We start from the raw sequence: 22,182 nt of genomic DNA, 5'->3' as shown, positions 1-22,182 counted from the left end.
GCGGTGTGGGGAAGCAACGCGTCCGGCCGGCTCGCCGGACCGGGCAGTGCGCAGTCGAGAGCAGGCAGAGCGGTCGCGTCACTACACGCGGAGGTCAGACCCATGGCGAGCAACGCAGACCAGGTGCCCACCGTCCCGGCGCACATGCTGCCGCACCGCACTCCCGCACAGCTGCTGGCGACGGCGCGGCGCGGGCTGGCGGAGGCGGCACAGACCCGGCCCGACGGCTTGCGTTACGCGGCCGCCCACCTCGCCGCTCTGCGCGCCGCCGCGGCCATGCTCGCGGCTCGCGCCCGCCCCGCACCCTCCCGGCGCAACCGGGTGACCAGCGTGTGGGAGCTGCTGGTGCTGGTCGCGCCGGAGCTCGGCGAGTGGGCCACCTACTTCGCGCTCGGCGCGTCCAAGCGCGCGGCCGCCGAGGCCGGCATCCCCCGGGTGGTGACCGCCCGCGAGGCGGACGACCTGCTGCGCTCGGCCGAGCAGTTCGTGGCCGTGATCGAGGCGGCGCTCGGCATCGCGCACCAGCCCTCGCTCGACGGTCTGGCCGCCGCCTGACGCGCCGCCGGGCGGGTGGCGCCCGCCGCGGCGGGCGCGGACGGGTGACATGGGCGGGCCGCCGGCGGGGTGCGGTCCGGGAACGACGCGGAAGAACAGCTGAGGGTGACATGGCGGGCCGGATGGTGCTCGGGTCTGCCCTGGCGCAGCTGGTGCGGCCGGCCAGCGAGATGGACGGGTCCGGCGCGCACCGCCTGTTGCCGGTGGCGCCCGAATTGGGCGGATTGCTGCCGAATCGTGGGCTGCGGCGGGGTAGCACGGTCGCGGTCGGCACGTCCCGGTCCGCGAGCGGCGGTACCTCACTGATGCTGGCGCTGCTCGCCGAGGCGTCCCGGGCCGGGTCCTGGTGCGCGGTGGTCGGCGTGCCGGCGCTGGGCCTGCTCGCGGCGGCCGAGGCCGGGATCGCGCTGGACCGGCTGGCGCTCGTGCCGTACCCCGGGGCGGAGTGGCCGACCGTGGTCGCCGCGCTGATCGACGGCGTCGACGTGGTGGTCGCGGCCGCGCCGGACGGTGTCTCCACCGTGGTCACCGACCGGCTCGCGGCACGGGCCCGGCAGCGTGGCAGCGTGCTCGTCCCGTACGGCGCCTGGACCGGCGCGGACGTGACGCTGCAGATCACCGACGGCGCCTGGGACGGTCTCGGGCCCGGCCACGGCCGCCTCACCCGCCGCCGCCTCACCATCTCCGCCCGCGGCCGTGGCGCCGCCACCCGGCCCCGGGAGATCCGCGTCTGGCTCCCCGCCGCCTCCGGCCGGTTCACCGCGGTCGTCGCCGGCACCCCCGGCGCCACCACCGTCACGCTCGTCGACCCGCCCGACACGGCCGTACCCCGCGCGCCGCTCACGCTGGTCGGCCCGGCGGCCGAGCCGGCGTGAGCGGCGCCGACACGCTCCGGACACTGCTGCTGTGGTGCCCGGACTGGCCGGTGGTGGCGGCCGAGATCGCGGAGGGCGTGGCCGTGGGCGGTCGGGTGGCGGTGCTGAGATCCAACCGGGTGGTCGCGTGCAGCGAGGCCGCGCGGGTCGACGGCGTACGCCGCGGGCTGCGTAAACGGGAGGCGGAGAGCCGCTGCCCGGGCCTGACCGTGGTGGAGTGGGACCCGGCGCGGGACGCGCGCGCGTTCGAGCCGGTCGTCGCCGCGATCGAGGAGAAGGCGGCCGGGATCGAGGTGCTGCGCCCGGGCGCCGCCGCGCTCGCCGCCCGCGGCCCGGCCCGCTACTTCGGCGGTGAGGAGCGGGCCGCGGAACTCATCGTCGAGCACGTCGCCGCGTCCTGCGAGGTGGAGGCACAGGCCGGCATCGCCGACGGTACGTTCGCGGCCGGTCTCGCGGCCCGGCGCGGCGTCATCGTCCCGCCCGGCGGCACCCCGGAGTTCCTGGCCGGGCTCGGCGTGGAGGCGCTCGACCGGCCGCAGCTCACCGACATGCTGCGCCGGCTCGGCATCCGTACGCTCGGCGCGTTCGCCGCGTTGCCCGCCTCGGACGTGCTGGCCCGCTTCGGCTTCGACGCGGCGCTGGCGCAGCGGCTCGCCGCCGGCGGCGACCACCGCCCGCTCGCGGTCCGGCAGCCGCCGCCCGGCCTGGCGGTCACCGACACCTACGAGGAGCCGCTGGACCGGGTGGACGTGGCCGCGTTCGCCGCCCGCACGCTCGCCGAACGCCTGCACGACCGGCTGGCCGCGCACGGCCTGGCCTGCACCCGCCTCGGCATCACCGCGGTCACCGAACGCGGCGAGGACCTGCACCGGGTCTGGCGCCACGACGGGCTGCTCACCACGGCCGCGCTCGCCGAACGCGTCCGCTGGCAACTCGACGGCTGGCTCACCGGCACCGGCCGCCGCCCGGCTACCGGCCTGCGCGCCGCACCACCGCGCCCGACCTCCGGCATCATCCGGCTCACGCTGACCCCGGAGGGCATCCTCGCCCACGCCGGCCTGCAGCCCGGCCTCTGGGGCGAGACCGGCGAGGAACGCCGCCGCGCCCACCGTGCGCTCAGCCGCGTCCAGGGCCTGCTCGGCCCCGAGTCCGTCGTCACCCCGGTGCTGGCCGGCGGGCGCTCCCCGTCCGACGCCGTCACCCTGATTCCCTGGGGCGACGAACGTACCCCGGCCCGCCCCGGCCCGCTCACCCCCGCACCGGCCGCGACCCGCCGCCGCTCCCGCAAACCACCACCCCAGCCGATTCCCGAGTCCCTCCTGCCGCAGCACCCACCACCACTTTCGTCCCCGAACGCGCCCGCGAGCTCGCCGGTGGCTGGAGATGAACCGGCGGCGATGCCGCGCGCGACGGCGGCCGCCGACATCGGCCAGCCGAACTACCGGGAGACGGCATCGGTTTTCGGCGAGGGCCTGGCTGAGGTCGTGCCGCTCCGGCGCAGGACCGCTGCGGAGCCGGTTGCCGCCACCGAGCCGGTGGCTCTTACCGCCGTGCGGCCGGGAGCGGAGAACGCCGAGTCAGGGTCGGGGGTGAGCACGGCCGGTGCCCGAGGCGGTGCGGTGCCGGCCGGTACCGGGAGTGGGGCCGGACCGCGGCGGCGAGCCGTGCGGGACCGGACGCGGCCGGGCTGGCCGGGGAGTCTGCCGGCACCGGCGCCGGCGTTGGTGCCAGTGCGGCCCGGGCGGGCGCGGGTCCTCGACGCGGCCGGCGAGGACGTGCGGGTCAGCGGGCGGCTGGAACTCAGCGGCGAGCCGGCCCGGTTGCTCGCCGAGGGTGACGAGCCGGCCGACATCATCGGCTGGGCCGGTCCGTGGCCGGTGGACGAACGCTGGTGGGCGCCGGCCGAGGCACACCGCCGCGTCCGTTTCCAGGTGACGCTGGCCGGTGGCGCCGCACTACTTCTCTCGCTGGCCGGCGGCCGCTGGTTCGTGGAGGCCCGCTATGACTGAGTTTCCGCAGGTGCCCCTCTTCCCGAACACCGCGATGAGCCGAAATTCCGGGCGTGGAGCGCCCGGCAGGCCTGCTGCCGCGGGACCCGGTGGGCGGCGACGGACGTCGCGGTGGGTTCTCCGGACCACCGCGGAACGTGCAGGGAGGAGCGCCAGCGACGACCGGTGCCCGCGGGAGCACTGGGAACGCGACCACGCCGGAAGCGGGAAAACGGTTTCGGTCTTGAAGGGAATTGCGGGTGGGGTTCAGTAATCCGGACGTGCCGTGGGCGGAGCTGGAACGGAAGTTGTCCGGCGGGTACGTCGTGGATCCGCTGGCCGTGGAGCCGGACGGCGGGGACTCGCCGGCGTGGACGCGGAAGCGGCCCGGTTACGAGGCGCCGGAGCGGATCGAGCGCGGGGCCGGTGAGGTCGGGTACGCGGAGCTGCACTGTCACACGAACTTCAGTTTTCTGGACGGGGCCAGTCATCCGGAGGAGCTGGCCGAGGAGGCGGTACGGCTCGGGCTGAGCGGCCTCGCGGTGACCGATCACGACGGGTTCTACGGTGTGGTGCGATTCGCGGAGGCGGCGAAGGAGCTGGGACTGCCGACGATTTTCGGTGCGGAGCTGTCGCTGGACCTGCCCGGGCCGCAGAACGGGGAGGCGGATCCGGCCGGTGAGCACCTGCTGGTGCTGGCGCACGGGCCGGAGGGGTACGCCCGCCTCGCCGCCTCGATCAGCCGGGCGCACCTGCGCGGCGGCGAGAAGGGGCGGCCGGACTACGGCTCGCTGGAGTCGGTGGCGGCGGAGCTGGCCGGGAACGTGCTGGTGCTGACCGGGTGCCGGAAGGGCACGGTGCCGTCCGCGCTGCTGTACGACGGCGAGGACGCGGCCCGCCGGGAGCTGGACCGGCTGGTCGGCAACTTCGGCGCGGACACCGTGGCGGTGGAGCTGATCGACCACGGCGACCCGTTCGACGGCGTGCGGAACGAGGCGCTGGCGAAGCTGGCCGCGGAGATGGGCCTGCCGACGGTGGCGACGAACAACGTGCACTACGCGACGCCGGGGCGGCGGCGGCTGGCGACCGCGCTGGCGGCGGTGCGGGCCCGGCGCAGCCTGGACGAGATGGACGGCTGGCTGCCCGCGGCCGCGACCGCGCACCTGCGCAGCGGCGCGGAGATGGCGGCGCGGTTCCGGCACTTCCCGGGTGCGGTCGCGCGGACCGTGGACTTCGCCCGGGATCTCGCGTTCGACCTGAACCTGGTGGCGCCGGAGCTGCCGGACTTCCCGGTGCCGGACGGGCACTCGGAGATGAGCTGGCTGCGCGAGCTGACCTGGCGCGGCGCGCTGCGGCGGTACGGGCCGCCGGAGGCCGCGCCGGACGCGTACGTGCAGTTGCACCGCGAGCTGGACATGATCGAGCAGCTCGACTTCCCCGGCTACTTCCTGATCGTCTGGGACATCGTGGACTTCTGCCGGCGCAACGGCATCTACTGCCAGGGGCGCGGGTCGGCGGCGAACTCGGCGGTCTGCTACGCGCTCTGGGTGACGAACGTGGACGCGGTGCGCTGGCAGCTGCTGTTCGAGCGGTTCCTGGCGCCGGAGCGGGACGGGCCGCCGGACATCGACGTGGACATCGAGTCGGACCGGCGCGAGGAGGTCATCCAGTACATCTACCGGCAGTACGGGCGGGAGCACGCGGCCCAGGTGGCGAACGTGATCTCGTACCGGCCGCGGTCCGCGGTGCGGGACGTCGCGAAGGCGTTCGGGTTCTCGCCGGGCCAGCAGGACGCGTGGAGCCGGCAGATCGACCGGTGGGGCTCGGTCGCGGCGGTGGACGTGGAGGAGATCCCGGAGCACGTCGTGGAGTACGCGAACGCGCTGCAGACGTTTCCCCGGCACCTCGGCATCCACTCCGGCGGCATGGTCATCTGCGACCGCCCGGTGATCGAGGTGTGCCCGGTCGAGTGGGGGCGGATGGCCGGCCGCAGCGTGCTCCAGTGGGACAAGGACGACTGCGCGAGCGTCGGCCTGGTCAAGTTCGACCTGCTCGGGCTCGGCATGCTGTCCGCGCTGCACTACGCGTACGACATGATCGAACTTGATCTTGATTTGAGCGCGATGGTGCTGGACGACCCCGAGGTCTACGACATGCTGTGCCGCGCGGACTCGGTGGGCGTGTTCCAGGTGGAGAGCCGCGCGCAGATGGCCACGCTGCCCAGGCTCAAGCCGCGCACGTTCTACGACCTGGTGATCGAGGTGGCGCTGATCCGGCCGGGCCCGATCCAGGGCGGGTCGGTGCACCCGTACATCCGGCGCAAGAACGGTAGGGAGAAGATCGAGTATCCGCACCCGCTGATGCGGAACGCGCTGGAGAAGACGCTCGGCGTGCCGCTGTTCCAGGAGCAGCTGATGCAGCTGGCGATCGACGTGGCCGGGTTCGACGCCGGCGAGGCCGACCAGCTGCGGCGCGCAATGGGCTCGAAGCGCTCAGCCGAGCGGATGGAACGGCTGAAGGCCCGGCTGTACGCGGGGATGGCCGAGCGCGGGATCGGTGGCGAACTGGCCGACGATCTCTACGTGAAGCTGTCCGCGTTCGCCAGCTTCGGCTTCCCGGAGAGCCACGCGATGAGCTTCGCCTATCTGGTGTACGCGAGCGCGTGGCTGAAGCGGTACCACCCGGCCGCGTTCTGCGCCGCGCTGCTGAACGCGCAGCCGATGGGCTTCTACTCGCCGCAGTCGCTGGTCGACGACGCGCGGCGGCACGGCGTGGAGGTGCGCCGGCCGGACATCAACCACAGCGGCGCGATGGCGGCGCTGGAGTCCACGCCGCGCACGGTCTGGGGCGGGGGCGGCCCGGGGGCGCCGCCGCACTCCTGGGGCCTGGGCGGCCCCGCGATACGTCTCGGGCTGTCCGGCGTGCGGTCGATCTCGCCCGAGGTGGCCACCGCGATCGAGGAGGAGCGCCGCCGCAACGGGCTCTATCTCGATATCGCGGACCTGTCGCGCCGGGTGGGCCTCAGCGCCGGGCATCTGGAGGCGCTGGCCACGGCGGACGCGTTCGCCGGGTTCGGGATGGATCGCCGCGCCGCGCTCTGGGCCGCCGGTGCCGCTGCGCAGGACCGGCCGGACCGGCTGCCGATGGGCGCGCCCGAGGCGCCACCGCTGCCCGGCATGGAAGCGGTCGACCGGCTCTACGCGGACGTCTGGGCCACCGGCCTGTCCCCGGAGAGCCACCCGGTGCGGTTCATCCGGGAGCGGCTGGCCGCGGCCGGTGCGGTGCCGATCGTGCGGCTCAAGCGGATCGACGCCGGCACCCGCGTGCTGGCCGGCGGCATCGTCACCCACCGGCAGCGTCCGGCGACCGCGGGTGGTGTCACGTTCATCAACCTGGAGGACGAGACCGGCATGCTCAACGTCACCTGCTCGCCGGGGCTGTGGGTGCGCTACCGGAAGGTGGCACGGACCAGTTCGGCGCTGCTCGTGCGCGGCGTCCTGGAGAAGGCCGAGGGCGTCATCAACCTGGTCGCGGACCGTCTGGAGGCGGTGGAGGCGCCGGTCTCACCGCCATCCCGGGATTTCCGTTAATCGACACATGCAACACAATCGCACTCTGAGCGGTCTATATAGGTGAGTGCACCTCATCCACCCACCTTCCGGGGGAGACCGCATGCGACGTGTAATCGCCGCGCTGTCCGTGTCCGCCGCGTTCGTCGCCGTGCTACCCAGCACGGCGACGGCCGCGCCAGCCGCAGTTCCGGTCCGGGCCACGGCCGGCCAGGCCGCACCGGCCGTCACGCTCATCACCGGTGACCGGGTCACCGTTCACCGGGGAGACCGGCTGGAGCTGACCCGCGGCGCCGGCCGCGAGCACATCCGCTTCGCCACCCGCACCGTCGACGGGCGCACCTCCGTCATCCCGTCCGACGCGGTGCCGCTGCTCGGCGCCGGCCGGCTCGACCCGCGGCTGTTCGACATCACCACGCTGATCGAGTTCGGCTACGACGACCGGCGCGCCGACCTGCCGCTGATCGTCGAGGGCGCGAGCCCGGCCGGTGCCCGCGCCGCGCGGGCGCTGCCCGGCGGCATGTCCGCGGTGCGCGCGGACCGGGCCGGCCAGACCTGGAAGTCGCTCACCGCGGGTGACCAGGGTGCGCGCCGCGGTGGCGGCAAGATCTGGCTGGACGGGCTCCGCCGGCCGTCGCTGGACGTGAGCGTGCCGCAGATCGGCGCACCGGCCGCGTGGCAGGCGGGCCTGGACGGCACCGGCACCACCGTGGCCGTGCTGGACACCGGCGTCGACGAGACCCACCCGGACCTGTCCGGCCAGGTCGCCGCGGCGCAGAACTTCATCGAGGACGAGGACGACCGGGACCTGGTCGGCCACGGCACCCACGTCGCCTCCACGATCGCCGGCACCGGCGCGGCCTCGGGCGGCCGCTACAAGGGTGTGGCGCCCGGCGCGAAGCTGCTGGACGGCAAGGTCTGCATGACGTTCGGCTGCCCGGAGTCGTCGATCCTGGCCGGCATGCAGTGGGCTGCCGAGCAGGGCGCCGACGTGGTCAACATGAGCCTCGGCGGCACGGACACGACCGCGGTCGACCCGCTGGAGCAGGCCGTGCAGACGCTCACCGAGGAGTACGGCACGCTCTTCGTGATCGCGGCCGGCAACGCCGGTGGTGACCGCACCGTCGGCAGCCCGGCCAGCGCGGACTCCGCGCTCGCGGTCGGCGCGGTGGACAAGACGGACGCGCTCGCGGACTTCTCCAGCCGTGGGCCGCGCACCGGCGACTCCGCGATCAAGCCGGAGATCACCGCGCCGGGCGTGGACATCATCGCGGCGAAGAGCGCGGACGGCTCGATCGGCGGTCCCGCACCGGTCGCCGGTTACACGTCGCTGTCCGGCACCTCGATGGCCACGCCGCACGTGGCCGGCGCGGCCGCGATCCTCGCCGGGCAGCACCCGGACTGGACCGCTGAGCTGCTCAAGTCCACGCTGATCGGGTCCGCGGAGCCGAACCCGGAGATCGCGGTGACCGCGCAGGGCGCCGGCCGGGTGGACGTGGCCCGCGCGATCACCCAGACCGTGACCGCGTCGCCGGCCGCGCTCAGCTTCGGCCTCCAGCTGTGGCCGCACGCGGACGACGAGGTGCGGACCGAGACGCTCGTCTACCGCAACGGCGGCACCGCGGCGATCACGCTGAACCTCGCGGTCACGCCGGTCGGCGGCGCGATCCCGGACGGGCTGGTCACGCTGTCCGCCACCACCGTGACCGTGCCGGCCGGCGGCACCGCGCCGGTGACCGTCACGGTCGACACGGCGCGGGAGATGCCGGACGGGTTCCACGGCGGCGAGATCACCGCCACCGCCGGCGACGTGGTGGTGCAGACGCCGTTCGGCGTGGACCGCGAGGTGGAGAGCTACGACGTCGACCTGAGCGTGCTGGACCGGACCGGCGCCGCCGCCACCAGCGGCGTGCTGATCTTCATCGCCGCGGACGGGCGGTCCGGCGTCGAGGTCGGGCTGCCGGCCACGGACGCGCGACTGCCGAAGGGCACCTACTCGGTCATCTCGCTGCTGTTCGAGGAGACCGGGGCCACCACGATGGCCACGCACGCGCGGTTCACGGTGGACGGCGCGGAGACGCTGACCATCGACGCGCGGCAGGCGAAGCCGATCTCGATCCGGGTGCCGGAGCGGCAGGCCGCGGAGACCGGCGTGGAACTCGTCGTGGCCGGGCCGGCCTACGGCTTCGGGCTCGGCGCGGACACGTTCGCGAACAACTACACGCTGGACCTCGGGCCGGACGAGCGGGTCGAGGGCTTCAACTCGCACATCGCCGCGTCGTTCGCGCGGAAGGACGCGAACGGCACGTTCGTGGACAGCCCGTACAGCTACTCGCTGTTCTACCTGACCGAGGGCGGGTTCTTCACCGGGTACGACCGCACCGTGCGGCAGCGTGAGCTGGCCACCGTGCGGGCCTCGCACGGGAAGCAGGCCGCCACCGCGGACGTCGGTGCGAAGGGGGCGTACCCGCTGCACCCGTCGACGTTCGGCGGCCTCTTCGTGCTGACGCCGTACTCCACGCTGCCGTTCGACCGTACCGAGTACTACAACGCGGACAGCGGCGTGGCGTGGATCCCGGTCTTCGCCGAGTCCACCGCGGGTGGCGAGACGCCCACGTTCCAGGAGTACGGCACGCAGACGATGTACAAGCCGGGCCGTACGGTGCGCGAGCAGTGGAACCGGGCCGTGTTCGGGCCCGCGTTCCCGGATTCGGGGTTCACGTTCGCCGGCCGGTTCCAGGACATCCTCTTCGCGGGCCCGGCGCTGTTCGGCGACGGCGCCGGCCGCGAGGGGTACACGCTGGCGGGCCTCGGCGACGTGTCGCTCGAGCTCTACCGGAACGGGCAGCTGATCGGTGAGGTCGCCGACACCTACGGCGAGTTCCAGGTGCCGCCGGAGAAGGCGGTCTACCGCCTGGACGCCACGGCCAGCCGCGGCACGCCGCACCGGCTCTCCACCTCCGTGGTCGCGAGCTGGACGTTCACCTCGGAGAACACGGCCGGGGACGTGATCGTGCCGCTGCCGCTCTCCGCGGTGGTGTTCACGCCGCCGGTCGACGCCACCAGCGTGGCGCCGAAGGGCCGGACGGTCTCCGTGCCGGTGACCGTGGACGCGCAGGAGGGGTCGGCTGCGGCGCGCAACCGGTCGCTGACCGTGGAGGCGTCGTTCGACGACGGCGTCACCTGGCAGCGGGTGCAGGTCCGGGACGGCGCCGCGCAGCTGCGGCACCCGAACCGGGCCGGTTTCGTCTCGCTGCGGGCCACCGCGGTCGACCGGGCCGGCAACGCGGTGACCGAGACGATCATCCGGGCGTACGAGATCCGCTGACACCGCGCGGTACGGGAGGGGGCGTGCCCCCTCCCGTACCGTGGCAGAAATCTTCATATGGGAATTTGTCACCGGAATGCGGGCAGGTGCGTCTATCGGGCGTGAGACTACACATTCGGCGAGCGATCGCCGCGCTGTCCGCGTCCACCGCGGCCGTCGCCCTGCTCCCGGGCACGGCGACGGCCTCCCCGCCTCCTCTCCAGGTCCACAATGGCCGGTCTGTCACGCTGATCACCGGTGACCGGGTCACGGTCCACCAGGGCTCGGTGGAGGTGCGGCGCGGCCCCGGCCGCGAGCACGTCCGGTTCGCCACCACCAGGCACGACGGGCGCGTGTCCGTCATCCCGTCGGACGCGGCGCCGCTGCTCGGCACCGGGCGGGTCGACCCGCGGCTGTTCGACGTGACCACGCTGATCGAGTTCGGCTACGACGACCGCCGCGCCGGGCTGCCGCTGATCGTGCGCGGCGGCACCGGCAACGCGCGGGCCGCGCGCGCACTGCCCGGCGGGATGTCCGCGATCGAGGCCGACCGCACCGGCGCCACCTGGAAGTCGCTGACCGGCGCCGCTGCCGCGCGCCGGGCCGGCAACCCGGAGATCTGGCTGGACGGCATCCGCACGCCCACGCTGACCGAGAGCGTGCCGCAGATCGGCGCACCGGCTGCCTGGCAGGCCGGACTGGACGGCACCGGTGCCACCGTCGCGGTGCTGGACACCGGCGTCGACGGCAACCACCCGGACCTGGCCGGGAAGGTGGCCGGCGCGCAGAACTTCACCGAGGGAGAGGAGGACGACGCCGACCATGTCGGCCACGGCACCCACGTCGCGTCCACGATCGCCGGCAAGCAGGGCGTCGCCCCCGGCGCGTCGCTGCTCAGCGGCAAGGTCTGCGTGACGTTCGGCTGCAGCGACTCATGGATCCTGGCCGGCATGCAGTGGGCGGCCGAGCAGGGCGCGGACGTGGTCAACATGAGCCTCGGAGGCCGGGACACACCCGGCCTCGACCCGCTCGAGGAGGCCGTGCAGACGCTCACCGAGGAGTACGGCACGCTCTTCGTGATCGCGGCCGGCAACTCCGGTGAGCTGGGCGACCAGACCGTGGAGAGCCCGGGCAGCGCGGACGCGGCGCTGACCGTCGGTGCGGTGGACAAGCGGGAGAACCTCGCGGTCTTCTCCAGCCGGGGCCCGCGCCGGGGCGACTTCGCGATCAAGCCGGAGATCACCGCGCCGGGCGTGGACATCGTCGCGGCCGAGGCCGGGACGACCGGGCACGTCGGCATGTCCGGCACGTCGATGGCCACCCCGCACGTGGCCGGTGCCGCCGCGATCCTGGCCGGGCAGCACGACGACTGGACGGCCGAACGGCTCAAGGCCACGCTGGTCGGCTCCGCGAAGCCGAACCCGGAGATCCCGGTCGGCGCGCAGGGCGCCGGCCGGGTGGACGTGGCGCGCGCGATCACCCAGACCGTGTCCGCGTCGCCGGCCACGCTGAACTACGGCCGGCAGCGGTGGCCGCACTCCGACGACGCGCCGGCCGCACAGACGCTCACGTACCGTAATTCGGGCACCTCGGCTCTTGATCTTGATCTGTCCGTGTCGGACACGCCGTCCGGGCTGATCACGCTGTCGGCCGCCACCGTGACCGTGCCGGCCGGCGGCACCGCGACCGTGACCGTCACCGCGGACACCAGCGCGGAGATGGCCGACCGGTTCTACGCCGGGCACGTCACGGCCACGGCCGGTGACCTGGTGGTGCGCACGCCGTTCGGCGTGGACCGCGAGGTGGAGAGCTACGACATGACGCTCGACGTGCGTGACCGGGCCGGTGCGCCGGCCGCGGACGGGTACCTCACACTCGCCGACCTGGACAAACGGACCGCGCAGGAGTACCCCCTGCCGATCACCGAGCCTGTGCGCCTGCCCAAGGGCCGGTACGCGCTCACCGCGACGATCAACGGCGCGGCGGACACCACGTTCGGCGCGCACCCGCTGCTCGACGTGCGCGAGACAGGGACGGTGACGATCGACGCGCGGGCCGCCGAGCCGGTGTCGGTGACCGTGCCGAACCCGGCGGCCGAGGCCGCGCTGGCCGAGGCCGGGGCGGAATGGCGGGAGGGGTACGGCGCCTCCGTGGACGCGGGCAGCTTCGCGGCGCTGTACAGCTTCAACATCGCGCCGAAGGTCTCCTACGACGGCTTCCACGCGGTCGTCCACGGCAGCTTCGCGAAGCGGCACGCGGACGGCTCGTTCACGGACAGCCCGTTCTCCTACGACGTGCAGTACCTGATCGAGGACACCATGATCACCGGCTACCGGCACGCGGTCCGGCAGTCCGAGCTGGCCACGGTCACGGCCCGGCACGCGCGGCACGGCACCGGCGCGGACGCGGCGGTCAAGGGCGCGTCACCGCGGCACGACGCGGTCTCCGGCAGCTTCACCACCTCCCAGGAATACCGGACGCTGCCGTTCACCCGGACCGAGTTCTACAACGCGGACCACGGCGTACGGTGGGGGTCGTTCTTCCAGGAGGCCGTCGTGGAGGACGGCTTCGTCAGCCCGTACTACCTGCAGTTCGGACCGCCGGTCGGGTACCGGCCGGGCCGTACCGTCACGGAGCAGTTCAACAAGGCAGTGTTCGGCCCGTCCTTCCCGGACATGGGGTTCCCGCAGACCGGCAGGCAGGGCGACGACATGTTCATCGCCCCGCCGATGTACGGCGACGGCGCGGGCCGCGAGGGCTACTCGGCCGTGCGCACCGCGTCGAAGACCACGCTCTACCGCAACGGTGAGCTGGTCGGCTCGGTGGACGACACCGGCGGCTCGTTCACGGTGCCGCCGGACGCGGCCGACTACCGCGTGGAGATCACCAGCACGCTCGGCACGCCGGGCCGGCTCTCCACGTCGCAGGCCGCGACCTGGACGTTCCCGTCCGCGCACACGGACCCGGCCGGCTTCACGGCGCTGCCCATGTCCGCGGTGGTGTTCACCCCGGCGGTGAACGACGAGAGCGTGGCGCCGAAGGGCCGGGCGTTCGCGGTGCCGGTGCGGGTCGACCGGCAGGAGGGCTCGGCCGCGGCCCCGAACCGGTCGCTGACCGTGGAGGCGTCGTTCGACGACGGGAGGACGTGGGCACGGGTGCCGGTGCGGGACGGCGCCGTGCAGCTGCGGCACCCGGACCGGGCCGGTTTCGTCTCGCTTCGGGCGGTCGCGGTCGACCAGGCCGGTAACACGGTCAGCCAGACCATGATCCGGGCGTACGAGATCCGCTGATGTCCGGTGCGGGGGAGGGCCGGCCCGGCCCTCCCCCGCCGTTCAGAGCTGCCGCCGGACGTCCATCAGCGCGAAGCCGAGCAGGTTCAGGCCGCGCCAGGTGTGCGGGTCCTGTGCGCGCGGGTCGTCCGCGGCGAGGCCGATGCCCCAGACCCGGTCCAGCGGGCTGGCCTCGACCAGGACGCGGTCCTTCGTGCCGGTCAGGTAGTCGCCCATGGCCGGGTGCTGCCGGAACTTGGCGAGGTTCCCGTCGACGACGATGCCGTAGCGCGCGTCCAGCCAGGCCTGCTCGGCGAAGCCGCGCACCTGGCGGCCGAGATCCTTGGCCTGCTTCGGATGCGTGGCGTCCAGCACCCGGGCCGCGGTCCGCTCGTCACCGAACAGCATCGCCTTGCGCCACATCATGTAATGCTCGGCCGTCGCGAACCGCACGTCACCCACGGTGAACGGCGACGGCGCCCACTGACTCAGGCACTCGGCCCCGTCCCGGCGCGGCTGATGCCCCCAGAAGAACACGTACTTCACCCGCTCCCCGGCGGCCGTACGACGCTTCAGCTCCTCGATCACACGATCATTCTGCGCGTACCGTCGAACCGTTTCTGTGCACGAGCCGGTCCAGGCCCAGCAGAAGCACCGCGAGGATCGCGAACTCGAGCGCGAGGATGCCGAACTGCTGGGCGACCCAGCCGTAGCCGTTGGCCGTGGGGTCGAGGAAGAAGTACGGGTACGGGGTGGGGTAGGCGGGGTAGACGAACGCGCGGAACTCGGCGAAGAGACCGTAGCCGAGCGGGAAGAGCAGCCAGAGCGGGAGCTGGGACCACGGGGTGGCGCGGAACGGGCGGACCAGCAGCCAGTCGGCCAGGGCCAGCGCGGGGACCAGGTAGTGCAGCGCGAAGGCGCACCACTCGCGGATCAGGTCGTCGCCGGTGACCAGCGCGGGGAACGGGTTCGCGCCGTTGTTGAGCAGGAAGTGCGCGACCAGGCCGGTGATCGCCAGCCAGTAGACGACCGGGCCGCGCAGGCGGGGAGCGGGTGACGTCACCGTGCGCGTGGTGATCATGCGGTGGACGGCCCACACGTAGTAGCCGAGCGCGAGCAGGTTGCTCTGCACGGTGAAGTAGGTGAGCGAGTTCTCCATGAAGAACAGGCCGTACGCCGCCGCCAGGACGATCGTCACACGCAGCCACAGCTCGGGGCGTATCCAGAGGGTCATCACCGCCGCCTTCCCGGATCACGGTGGTACGCACGGTAGATCAGCCGTCGGGAGGAGGCCATCGGGGGCGGTCGTGATCACATAATGTGGCGATGAGTGGGATGCAGATCGGCGACGCGCACGGTGTCGCGCTGGTGGGACGCGTCATCGAATCGGTCCGGGCGGATCCGGGGCGGTCGATGCTGAGCTACCGTACGGTGCCGTGGGTGGCGGGCGGCGCACCGCGGCCGGTGACGGATCCGCTGACGTTCCCGTCCGGGCGGCCGCTGTCGCCGAGCCTGCGGGCGTGGCTGGCGTTCGACGCGAGCCTGATGGAGCGCAACGACTGGTTCGACGAGGACGGCGGGCTCGCGCCGCGGACCCTCGCGGAGTTGGCCGGCGACGAGCTGGGCGAGCCGTGGGGTTCGCTGTTCGCGCCGATCGCGGACCGGTTCCCGGAGTGCTTCCTGCTGCCGGGCGGCTCGGACTCGCGGCGGGTGCTGGTGGTGACGGAGCCGGACGCGGCCGGTGAGTACCCGGTTCTCGCGGTCGACGTGGACGATCTGCCGTGCGCGGTGCTGATGTACCCGGGGTTCGACGTCTACCTGGCCGCGACCGCGGAACTGGTGCCGGTACCGGCCGGCCGCGGATACGACGTGTTCCGGAACGACCCGGTGTACGGCACGCGCATGCGGGAGCACGCCAAGCGGCTGTTCGGCGGCGGGACGTCGATCGACTATCCGTTCGACTGAGCGCTGAGCCGGGTCGCGGCGGCGGTCAGCGCGTGCCGGGCGCGCTGCTCCGTGCGCAGCACCATCTCCGCGTCCGTCGGCGTGCGGCCGGGCTCGCCGGAGACCACGTCGTGCGCCTCACGGACCGCGGTGAGCAGCGTGGCCACCCGGCGCGCGGCCGGCAGCGGGTCGGTGGCCGGGTCGGCCAGGCGGTCGCGCAGCTCGCCGACCGCGGTGCGGCAGGCCGCGGTGACGGACTCCAGATGGCGTACGGCCGCGCGGTTGCGGATCAGCACGGCGCAGAGCAGCCCGATCACGGCGCCGAGGACGGTCTGCAGCAGCCGGTCGCGGACCGGCGCACCGGCCGGCGCCGGGTGGGCCAGCTCGCCGACCAGGACCGCCAGCGGCGTGACCGCCAGCATCGCCAGCCCGTAGTTGCGGACCACCAGCAGCTCGGCCACCACCTGCAGCAGCACGATCGCGGCGACCAGCGACCACTGGCCGGGCAGCAGCAGGACCGCACCGGCGGCCAGCACCACGCCCAGCACGGTGCCGACCGCGCGCTGCATGGTGCGGTGCACGGAACCGAGCAGGTTCGGCGTCTGCAGCACGGCGACGGCGGAGACCGCGGCCCAGTAGGCGTGGCCGAGCCCGGCGTCCCGGGTCAGCAGCACGGCGAGCGCACCGGCCAGCAGCGCGCCCAGCATCACCCGCGCGGCGACCGGGATCGCCGGGCCGCCGAGCCAGGTCTTGCCCGGGTCGGCCGGGTCGGGGCGCAGGAAGTGCGGGCGGCGACTCAGCTCCGCGGCCAGATGCCGCCCGGCGATCTCCGCGATCTCGGCGCGGCTGCGGCGGATCCGCGGGATCGGCCCGGTGCGGCCCACCCGGGCGGCGAGCGCCCGCAGTTCGGCCCAGTCGACCGGTGCCGGAACGCTGTCGGCCGGCGGCACCGACGCGTCCGCCGGATCCGGCTGGTCTGTCGGATCCACGTGATCCGCCGGCGCGTCGACCCGGGCCGGCCGGCTCGCCGTGGTGTCCGCCTGATCCGTGTGGTTCGCCGGCACTCCGGCCCGGCCCGGCCGGTTCCGGGCGTTATCGGAGGTGCCGCTGTGGTCCGTACCCTCGGCGCGGGTGTGTGATCCGGCCCCGCCAGGGGCCCAGGACGGTGCGCGGCGGGCGGCCTCGCCCCGCACGTGCACCGACCCGAACGCGCTCTCCGCGTGCGCGACGAGTGCCTCCAGGTCCGCGATCAGCGCACCCCGCGCTCCGGCCGGCGGCCGGGCCGGAAGCGCGCGCCAGGCCCGTTCCACCGCGACCGCCGCGCGATGCCGCAGCACCAGCCCGGACGTGCGCGGCGCGACGTCCTCCAGTGCCGCGACCGCCCGCAGCGCCCGGGCCACCGCCAGACGCCGGGGCGCGTCCCGGTCGATCACCGCGCCGGCCATCGCGACCAGCCACGCCCAGGCCGCCGCGCCGGCCGCGAGCGCCGCGTTGCGCCCGACCGCACCGGCGGTGGCCGGCAGCGCGCTCGCCACCGCCGCCGCGAACGCGAACATCAGTCCGGCCGGCGGCCCGACCCGGTAGGCCGTGCAGAGCCAGGTCGCGACGCCGCCGGTCAGCGCCACCACCACGATCGGCGCAACGCCACCGAGCACGGCCGCGACCGTCCCGGCGGTGACGGCCGCGACCAGGCCGGCCGCGATCAGCGCGAGCTGCCGGGCCCGCGGCCGGTACAGCTCGTCCCGCGCGTAGAGCGCGGCGAACGACCCGAACGCCGCCGTCGCCGCCCATGCCGGCTCGCCGAGCGCGACCAGCACGACCACCGGTACGGCCACCGCCAGCCCGGCCCGGAACGCGAACGCCCACGCCGCATCCGCCGCCCGCAGCCGCGCCGATTCCCGCAGCACCGCACCGACCGGACTCACGGGGGACGTCACGGCAGCTCCGGACGGTTCTTCAGCGACACCGGGCCAGCCTAGCCAGGACGTCGTCGCCGGCCGCACCGCCTGCCGCCGGGACGATCACTCTTCGGGTTCGGACAGTTCCTCGAACAGCGTCAGCTGGAGGCCGGCGGGGCCGGAGAGACGGGCGTTCAGGGAATTCCACGGGGTGATCGTGGGTGGTGCGATCAGCTCGGCGCCGGCGTCGGTCAGCGTGGTGGTCGTGGTGGTGGTGTCGGTTACCTCGAAGGCGACCCGGATGTGGCCGGCCACCCGCCGGCCGACCTCGACCTCGTCGATGTACGCCGCGTGGCCCGGATCGATGATCTCCAGTGTGGCGCGGCCCGCGTCCAGGATGGTCACGTGGCCGTCGGGGGAGGAGAACGCGGCCTGTTCGGGCAGGCCCAGCGTGTCCCGGTAGAAGCGGAGCGCCGCCTGGTAGTCGGATGCGGTGACGACGAGACGGAGCTGGCGCACGGGCTGTCGGTCGGTCATCGGGCCACAGTATTCGTGCCCTAGGCTCGGTGAGGTGGAGCGCACACCGACGATCACACCTCGCACCGCCGCCGTCTGGGAGGCGCTGCGCCGTGAGCTGGGCCGGGCCGACGGCCGCGAGCTGACCGTGCTGGACGTGGGCGGTGGCACCGGCGGGTTCGCGGTGCCGCTGGCCGAGCTGGGCCACCGGGTGACCGTGGTGGACGCGAGCCCGGATGCGCTGGCCACGCTGGTCCGCCGGGCCACCGACGCGGGCGTGGCCGACCGGGTGCGCGCGGTGCAGGGCGACGGTGACGCGCTGGCGTCGCTGATCGCCGACGAGTCCGCCGACCTGGTGCTCTGTCACGCGGTGCTGGAGGTCGTCGACCAGCCGGCCGACGTGGTGGCCGCGGTCGCGGCGGCGCTGCGGCCGGGTGGCGCGGTGAGTCTGCTGGTCGCGGGCCGGGCCGCGGCCGTGCTGGCGCGTGCGATCAACGGTCATCTGGACGCGGCGGCTCGCGTGCTGGCCGACCCTTCCGGCTGCGCCGGCCCCAAGGACCAACTGCGCCGGCGGTACGACGCGGCGAGCGCGACCGCGCTGCTGGAGGCCGCGGGGCTGACGGTCGAGCAGATCCACGGGGTACGGGTCTTCGCCGACCTGCTGCCGGCCGCGGTCGCGGAGGCGGACCCGCAGGCGCTGCTCGACCTGGAGCTGGCCGCGGCCGCGCACGCGCCGTACCGGGATCTCGCGGCCCAGCTGCACCTCTTCGCGCGGAAATGACCGGCCCGCTCGGCGTGGTCCGGCCCGCCTACGGCCGGGCCAGCCTCGCGGACGTGCTGCCGTCCGCGCTCGCGGTGCTGGGCGTGCCGGGCACGCCGGACCGGCTCGCTCTCCAGGACCAGCTTCCGGGGGTACGCCGGGTCGCCGTGCTTCTGGTCGACGGCTTCGGCACGTTCCAGCTCCCGGCCGCGTCCGCGATCGGCGGCACGATCGCGGACCTGAGCACCGGGCGTCTCGGCCGGCACACCCAGCTGACCTCGGGTTTCCCGTCGACGACCCCGGCCAGCCTGGTCACGCTCGGCACCGGCACGCCGCCCGGGGAGCACGGCGTGCTCGGCATCTCGCTGCACGTACCCGGGACCGATCGGGTGTTGCAGGTGCTGCGCTGGGAGGACGACCCGGACCCGGCGACGTTCGCGCCGGTGCCGACGCAGCTGGAGCGCGCGGCCGCGGCCGGGGTGCGGGTGACGTCGGTGACCCGGCCGGAGTTCCGGGGCTCGGGCCTGACCACGGCCGCGAACCGGGGTGGCGTGTTCCGCGGCGCGGCTGAGGTGGACGAGCTGGTCACCGAGATCCTCGGCGCGCTCTCCGGCGACGAGCCGCCGGTGCTGGTCTCCGGCTACTTCGCGGACCTGGACAAGGCCGGTCACCGGCACGGGCTGACGTCACCGGAGTGGGCCGCCGCGGCCGTGGACGTGGACGCGCTGATCACCCGCCTGGCCGACGGCCTGCCGGACGACGCGGCGCTGCTGGTCACCGCGGACCACGGCCAGATCGACGTGCCGCCGGACCGCCGGTACGACCTGGACGCCGACCCGCGCCTGTCCGCCGGTGTGCGATACGTGGCCGGTGAGCCCCGCGTCCGCTACCTGCACGTGGAGCCGGGCGCGGCGGCCGACGTGATCGCGGCCTGGCGCGCGGTGCTCGGCTCGGACGCGGACGTGGTGTCCCGGGCCGAGGCGGTCGCGGACGGGTGGTTCGGCCCGGTGACCGAGCCGCACCTGGCCCGGGTCGGCGACGTGGTGGTGACGATGCGGGACGTCGCCGTGGTGCTGGCCACCGCGCATGAGCCGCGCGTGATCGCGGACCTGATCGCGTTCCACGGCGCGAACACCGCGGCGGAGATGTCCGTCCCGCTCTTCGTGATCACGAAGAAGTAGGGGCCGGGCGAATCGCCCGGCCCCCGGTGAGAGACGTCAGTGCGTCATCGACGGCGGGGCGGGCGTGGTGTTGCCCTCCTCGGCCAGGCGGTCCAGGCCGCTCGTCGTCTTCAGCGGCACCTCCTTGATGAAGATCACCGTGAGCAGCGTCAGCACCGCGAACGGGACCGCGACCAGGAACAGGTCGCCGATCGCGTCGCCGTACGCGTTCTGGATGACCGTCACCAGCTGCGGCGGGAGCGTGGAGAGGTCCGGCACCGCGCTGTGCCCGCCACCGCCGGGCGCGGCCGCCGCGGCCGGGCCGAGCGCGTCCTCCATGTTCGCGGTCACCCGGTTCGCCAGGATCGCGCCGAGCACGCTGACGCCGACCGAGCCGCCGAGGCTGCGGAAGAACGAGATCACCGACGTCGCGGCGCCGAGCTCGTGCGCGGGCACGTCGTTCTGCGCGGCGAGCACCAGGTTCTGCATGAGCAGGCCGACGCCGATGCCGAGCACGGCCATCTCCGCGCCGAGCACCCACAGGCTGGTGTCCGCGCCGATCGTGCTGAGCAGCCCGAGGCCGGCGATCATGATGATGGCGCCGGCGACCAGGTACATCTTCCACTTGCCGGTCTTCGTGATCATCGCGCCCGCGATCGTGGACGAGATCATCAGCCCGAAGATCATCGGCAGACTGAGCAGGCCGGCCTCGGTCGGCGACTTGCCGAGCGAGAGCTGGAAGTACTGCGACAGGAAGACCGTGCTGCCGAACATCGCGACGCCGACCAGCAGGCTGCCGAGCGTGGCCAGGCTGACCGTGCGGGACCGGAAGATGCCCAGCGGGATGATCGGTTCGGCGACCCTGGCCTCCACCACCAGCGCCAGCGCGATCAGCGCCAGGCCGCCGGTGACCAGGCCCGCGGTCCACGCGGACAGCCACTCGAAGTTGTTACCGGCCAGCGTGACCCAGATGAGCAGCGTGGAGACGCCCGCCATGATCAGGAATGCGCCGAGGTAGTCGACCTTGACCTGGCGGCCGATCGTGGGCAGCCGCAGCGTCTTCTGCAGCAGGAAGATCGCCAGCAGCGCGAACGGCACGCCGAAGTAGAACGTCCAGCGCCAGCCCAGCCAGTCCGTGTCGACCAGCAGGCCGCCGATCAGTGGACCGGCGACCGTGCCGGTGGCGAAGACCGCGCCGAAGATGCCGGAGTAGCGGCCCAGCTCACGCGGCGGGATGATCGCGGCCATCACGACCTGGACCAGCGCGGTCAGGCCACCGGCGCCGATGCCCTGCACGACCCGGCTGGCGATCAGCACCTCGGGGTTCGGTGCGAAGCCGGCCAGCAGCGAGCCGGCCACGAACAGGCCCAGGCTCGCCTGGATCAGCAGTTTCTGGTTGTAGAGGTCGGCGAGCTTGCCCCAGAGCGGGACGGTCGCGGTCATCGCGAGCAGCTCCGCGGTGACCACCCAGGTGTAGACGGACTGACCGCCGCCGAGGTCGGAGATGACCCGCGGCAGCGCGTTGGCCACCACCGTCGAGGCGAGGATCGAGACGAAGATGCCCATCATCAGGCCGGTGAGGGCCTCGTTGATCTGGCGCTTCGTCATGCGCGGGGCGGGCACGTCGCCGGTCTTGGCGACCGGCCCCGGTGGGGCGGTGGTCATGAATTCTCCAGGGGCGGAATCGAGTGGCAGACCGCGGCGTCGAGGTCGGCGATGGTGATCGGGGGTTCGGTGATCGGGGTGTGACCGGCGGCGCGCAGGCCGTCCAGCGTGATCCGCAGCTGGCGCCGCCACAGGCCCGGGCGGCCGGCCTCGGTGAGTTCGATGATCTTGCCGATCGCCATCATGGTGAGCGCGATGTCCGCCTCGCCCACGTCCGGCCGCAGCTCCCCGGCCGCGTGCGCGCGGTCGAGCAGCAGGTTGATCACCTCGCTCATCCGGGACCGGCAGTCGTCCAGCAACGACGTGGTGGCCAGCACGCGGAACACGCCGTCCATCAGCGCGCGGTCCGCGTTCTGCCGGGCCAGCGCGTCCTCCAGGAACGCGGCCAGCCCGGCCCAGGGCTCGCTCGCCCGCGCGGCCTGTAGCGCCTCGTCCATCCAGGCGTCGAAGTCGGCCTTGATCACGGCACCGAGCAGCTGGTCCTTCGTGGCGAAGTGCCGGTAGAGCGTGCCCATGCCGACGCCGGCGGCGCGGGCGATCTCCCGCACGTCGACGTTGGCACCACGCTCGGCGAACGCCGCGGAGGCCGCGGACAGGATCTGCTCGCGGTTGCGCACGGCGTCCCGGCGCAGCGGCCGGGTGGTCGGGACGGTCACGCGAGAACGGTAGCCGCCTA

The 22,182-nt window shown here is 73.9% G+C and carries 15 protein-coding genes; 9 read left to right on the top strand and 6 right to left on the bottom strand.

Annotated features, from left to right (window positions below; genetic code table 11):
- Positions 1–102 precede the first annotated feature (102 nt).
- The 6 genes from J2S42_RS12620 to J2S42_RS12595 all read left to right on the top strand — a co-directional run bounded on the left by J2S42_RS12620 (position 103) and on the right by J2S42_RS12595 (position 13,584).
- Positions 103–555, top strand: a complete 453-nt coding sequence (locus J2S42_RS12620) for an SAV_6107 family HEPN domain-containing protein (protein WP_307238789.1) — start codon at positions 103–105, stop codon at positions 553–555.
- Positions 556–665: 110 nt separating this feature from the next.
- Positions 666–1,430 (top strand): DnaE2-dependent mutagenesis accessory factor ImuA', encoded by a 765-nt coding sequence (gene imuA', locus J2S42_RS12615; RefSeq protein WP_307238787.1) that lies wholly within the window; start codon positions 666–668, stop codon positions 1,428–1,430.
- On the top strand, positions 1,427–3,439 hold the full coding sequence (locus J2S42_RS12610) for a DNA polymerase Y family protein (RefSeq protein WP_307238785.1): 2,013 nt from the start codon (positions 1,427–1,429) through the stop codon (positions 3,437–3,439). The genes imuA' and J2S42_RS12610 overlap by 4 nt, the downstream gene beginning before the upstream one ends.
- 239 nt (positions 3,440–3,678) lie before the next feature.
- Positions 3,679–7,008 (top strand): error-prone DNA polymerase, encoded by a 3,330-nt coding sequence (locus J2S42_RS12605; RefSeq protein WP_307238783.1) that lies wholly within the window; start codon positions 3,679–3,681, stop codon positions 7,006–7,008.
- Between the two features lie 82 nt (positions 7,009–7,090).
- Positions 7,091–10,315, top strand: a complete 3,225-nt coding sequence (locus J2S42_RS12600; RefSeq protein WP_307238781.1) for a S8 family serine peptidase — start codon at positions 7,091–7,093, stop codon at positions 10,313–10,315.
- 101 nt (positions 10,316–10,416) lie between these two features.
- The gene (locus tag J2S42_RS12595) at positions 10,417–13,584 is read left to right on the top strand and encodes a S8 family serine peptidase (protein WP_307238779.1); all 3,168 of its coding nucleotides are present in this window, start codon (positions 10,417–10,419) and stop codon (positions 13,582–13,584) included.
- A 42-nt stretch (positions 13,585–13,626) separates the two neighbouring features.
- Here J2S42_RS12595 and ybiA read toward each other — a convergent pair whose 3' ends face one another.
- Entirely contained in the window at positions 13,627–14,151 is a 525-nt protein-coding gene (ybiA, locus tag J2S42_RS12590; protein ID WP_307238777.1) for a riboflavin biosynthesis intermediates N-glycosidase, read from the bottom strand.
- A 4-nt stretch (positions 14,152–14,155) separates the two neighbouring features.
- Positions 14,156–14,797, bottom strand: a complete 642-nt coding sequence (locus J2S42_RS12585) for a Pr6Pr family membrane protein (RefSeq protein WP_307238774.1) — start codon at positions 14,795–14,797, stop codon at positions 14,156–14,158.
- 92 nt (positions 14,798–14,889) lie between these two features.
- Between J2S42_RS12585 and J2S42_RS12580 the strand changes: the two genes are divergently transcribed.
- Positions 14,890–15,528, top strand: coding sequence for a hypothetical protein (locus J2S42_RS12580; RefSeq protein WP_307238772.1), 639 nt, complete (start codon positions 14,890–14,892; stop codon positions 15,526–15,528).
- Here the strand turns inward: J2S42_RS12580 and J2S42_RS12575 are convergent.
- A complete protein-coding gene (locus tag J2S42_RS12575; RefSeq protein ID WP_307238771.1) occupies positions 15,513–17,444 on the bottom strand; it encodes an FUSC family protein in 1,932 nt (643 codons plus the stop codon). The two genes, J2S42_RS12580 and J2S42_RS12575, sit on opposite strands and share 16 nt — an antisense overlap.
- 84 nt (positions 17,445–17,528) lie before the next feature.
- Entirely contained in the window at positions 17,529–17,942 is a 414-nt protein-coding gene (locus tag J2S42_RS12570; protein ID WP_307238770.1) for a VOC family protein, read from the bottom strand.
- A gap of 34 nt (positions 17,943–17,976) precedes the next feature.
- Here J2S42_RS12570 and J2S42_RS12565 point away from each other — a divergent pair, with 34 nt between their 5' ends.
- Positions 17,977–18,702 carry a methyltransferase domain-containing protein gene (locus tag J2S42_RS12565; RefSeq protein ID WP_307238768.1) on the top strand — a complete coding sequence of 242 codons (726 nt, stop codon included), beginning with the start codon at positions 17,977–17,979 and terminating at the stop codon, positions 18,700–18,702.
- The gene (locus tag J2S42_RS12560) at positions 18,699–19,862 is read left to right on the top strand and encodes an alkaline phosphatase family protein (RefSeq protein ID WP_307238767.1); all 1,164 of its coding nucleotides are present in this window, start codon (positions 18,699–18,701) and stop codon (positions 19,860–19,862) included. Before J2S42_RS12565 ends, J2S42_RS12560 begins: the two co-directional genes overlap by 4 nt.
- A gap of 36 nt (positions 19,863–19,898) precedes the next feature.
- Here J2S42_RS12560 and J2S42_RS12555 read toward each other — a convergent pair whose 3' ends face one another.
- Together J2S42_RS12555 and J2S42_RS12550 are read right to left on the bottom strand one after the other, a co-directional pair.
- Entirely contained in the window at positions 19,899–21,506 is a 1,608-nt protein-coding gene (locus J2S42_RS12555; protein WP_307238766.1) for an MDR family MFS transporter, read from the bottom strand.
- The gene (locus J2S42_RS12550; protein WP_307238763.1) at positions 21,503–22,162 is read right to left on the bottom strand and encodes a TetR/AcrR family transcriptional regulator; all 660 of its coding nucleotides are present in this window, start codon (positions 22,160–22,162) and stop codon (positions 21,503–21,505) included. Before J2S42_RS12550 ends, J2S42_RS12555 begins: the two co-directional genes overlap by 4 nt.
- Positions 22,163–22,182 lie beyond the last annotated feature (20 nt).

The sequence above is a fragment of the Catenuloplanes indicus genome, from assembly GCF_030813715.1.
Lineage (GTDB): Bacteria > Actinomycetota > Actinomycetes > Mycobacteriales > Micromonosporaceae > Catenuloplanes > Catenuloplanes indicus.
Note: the sequence above shows the minus strand (reverse complement) of the source record. Positions and strands in the feature narration are given on the sequence as shown.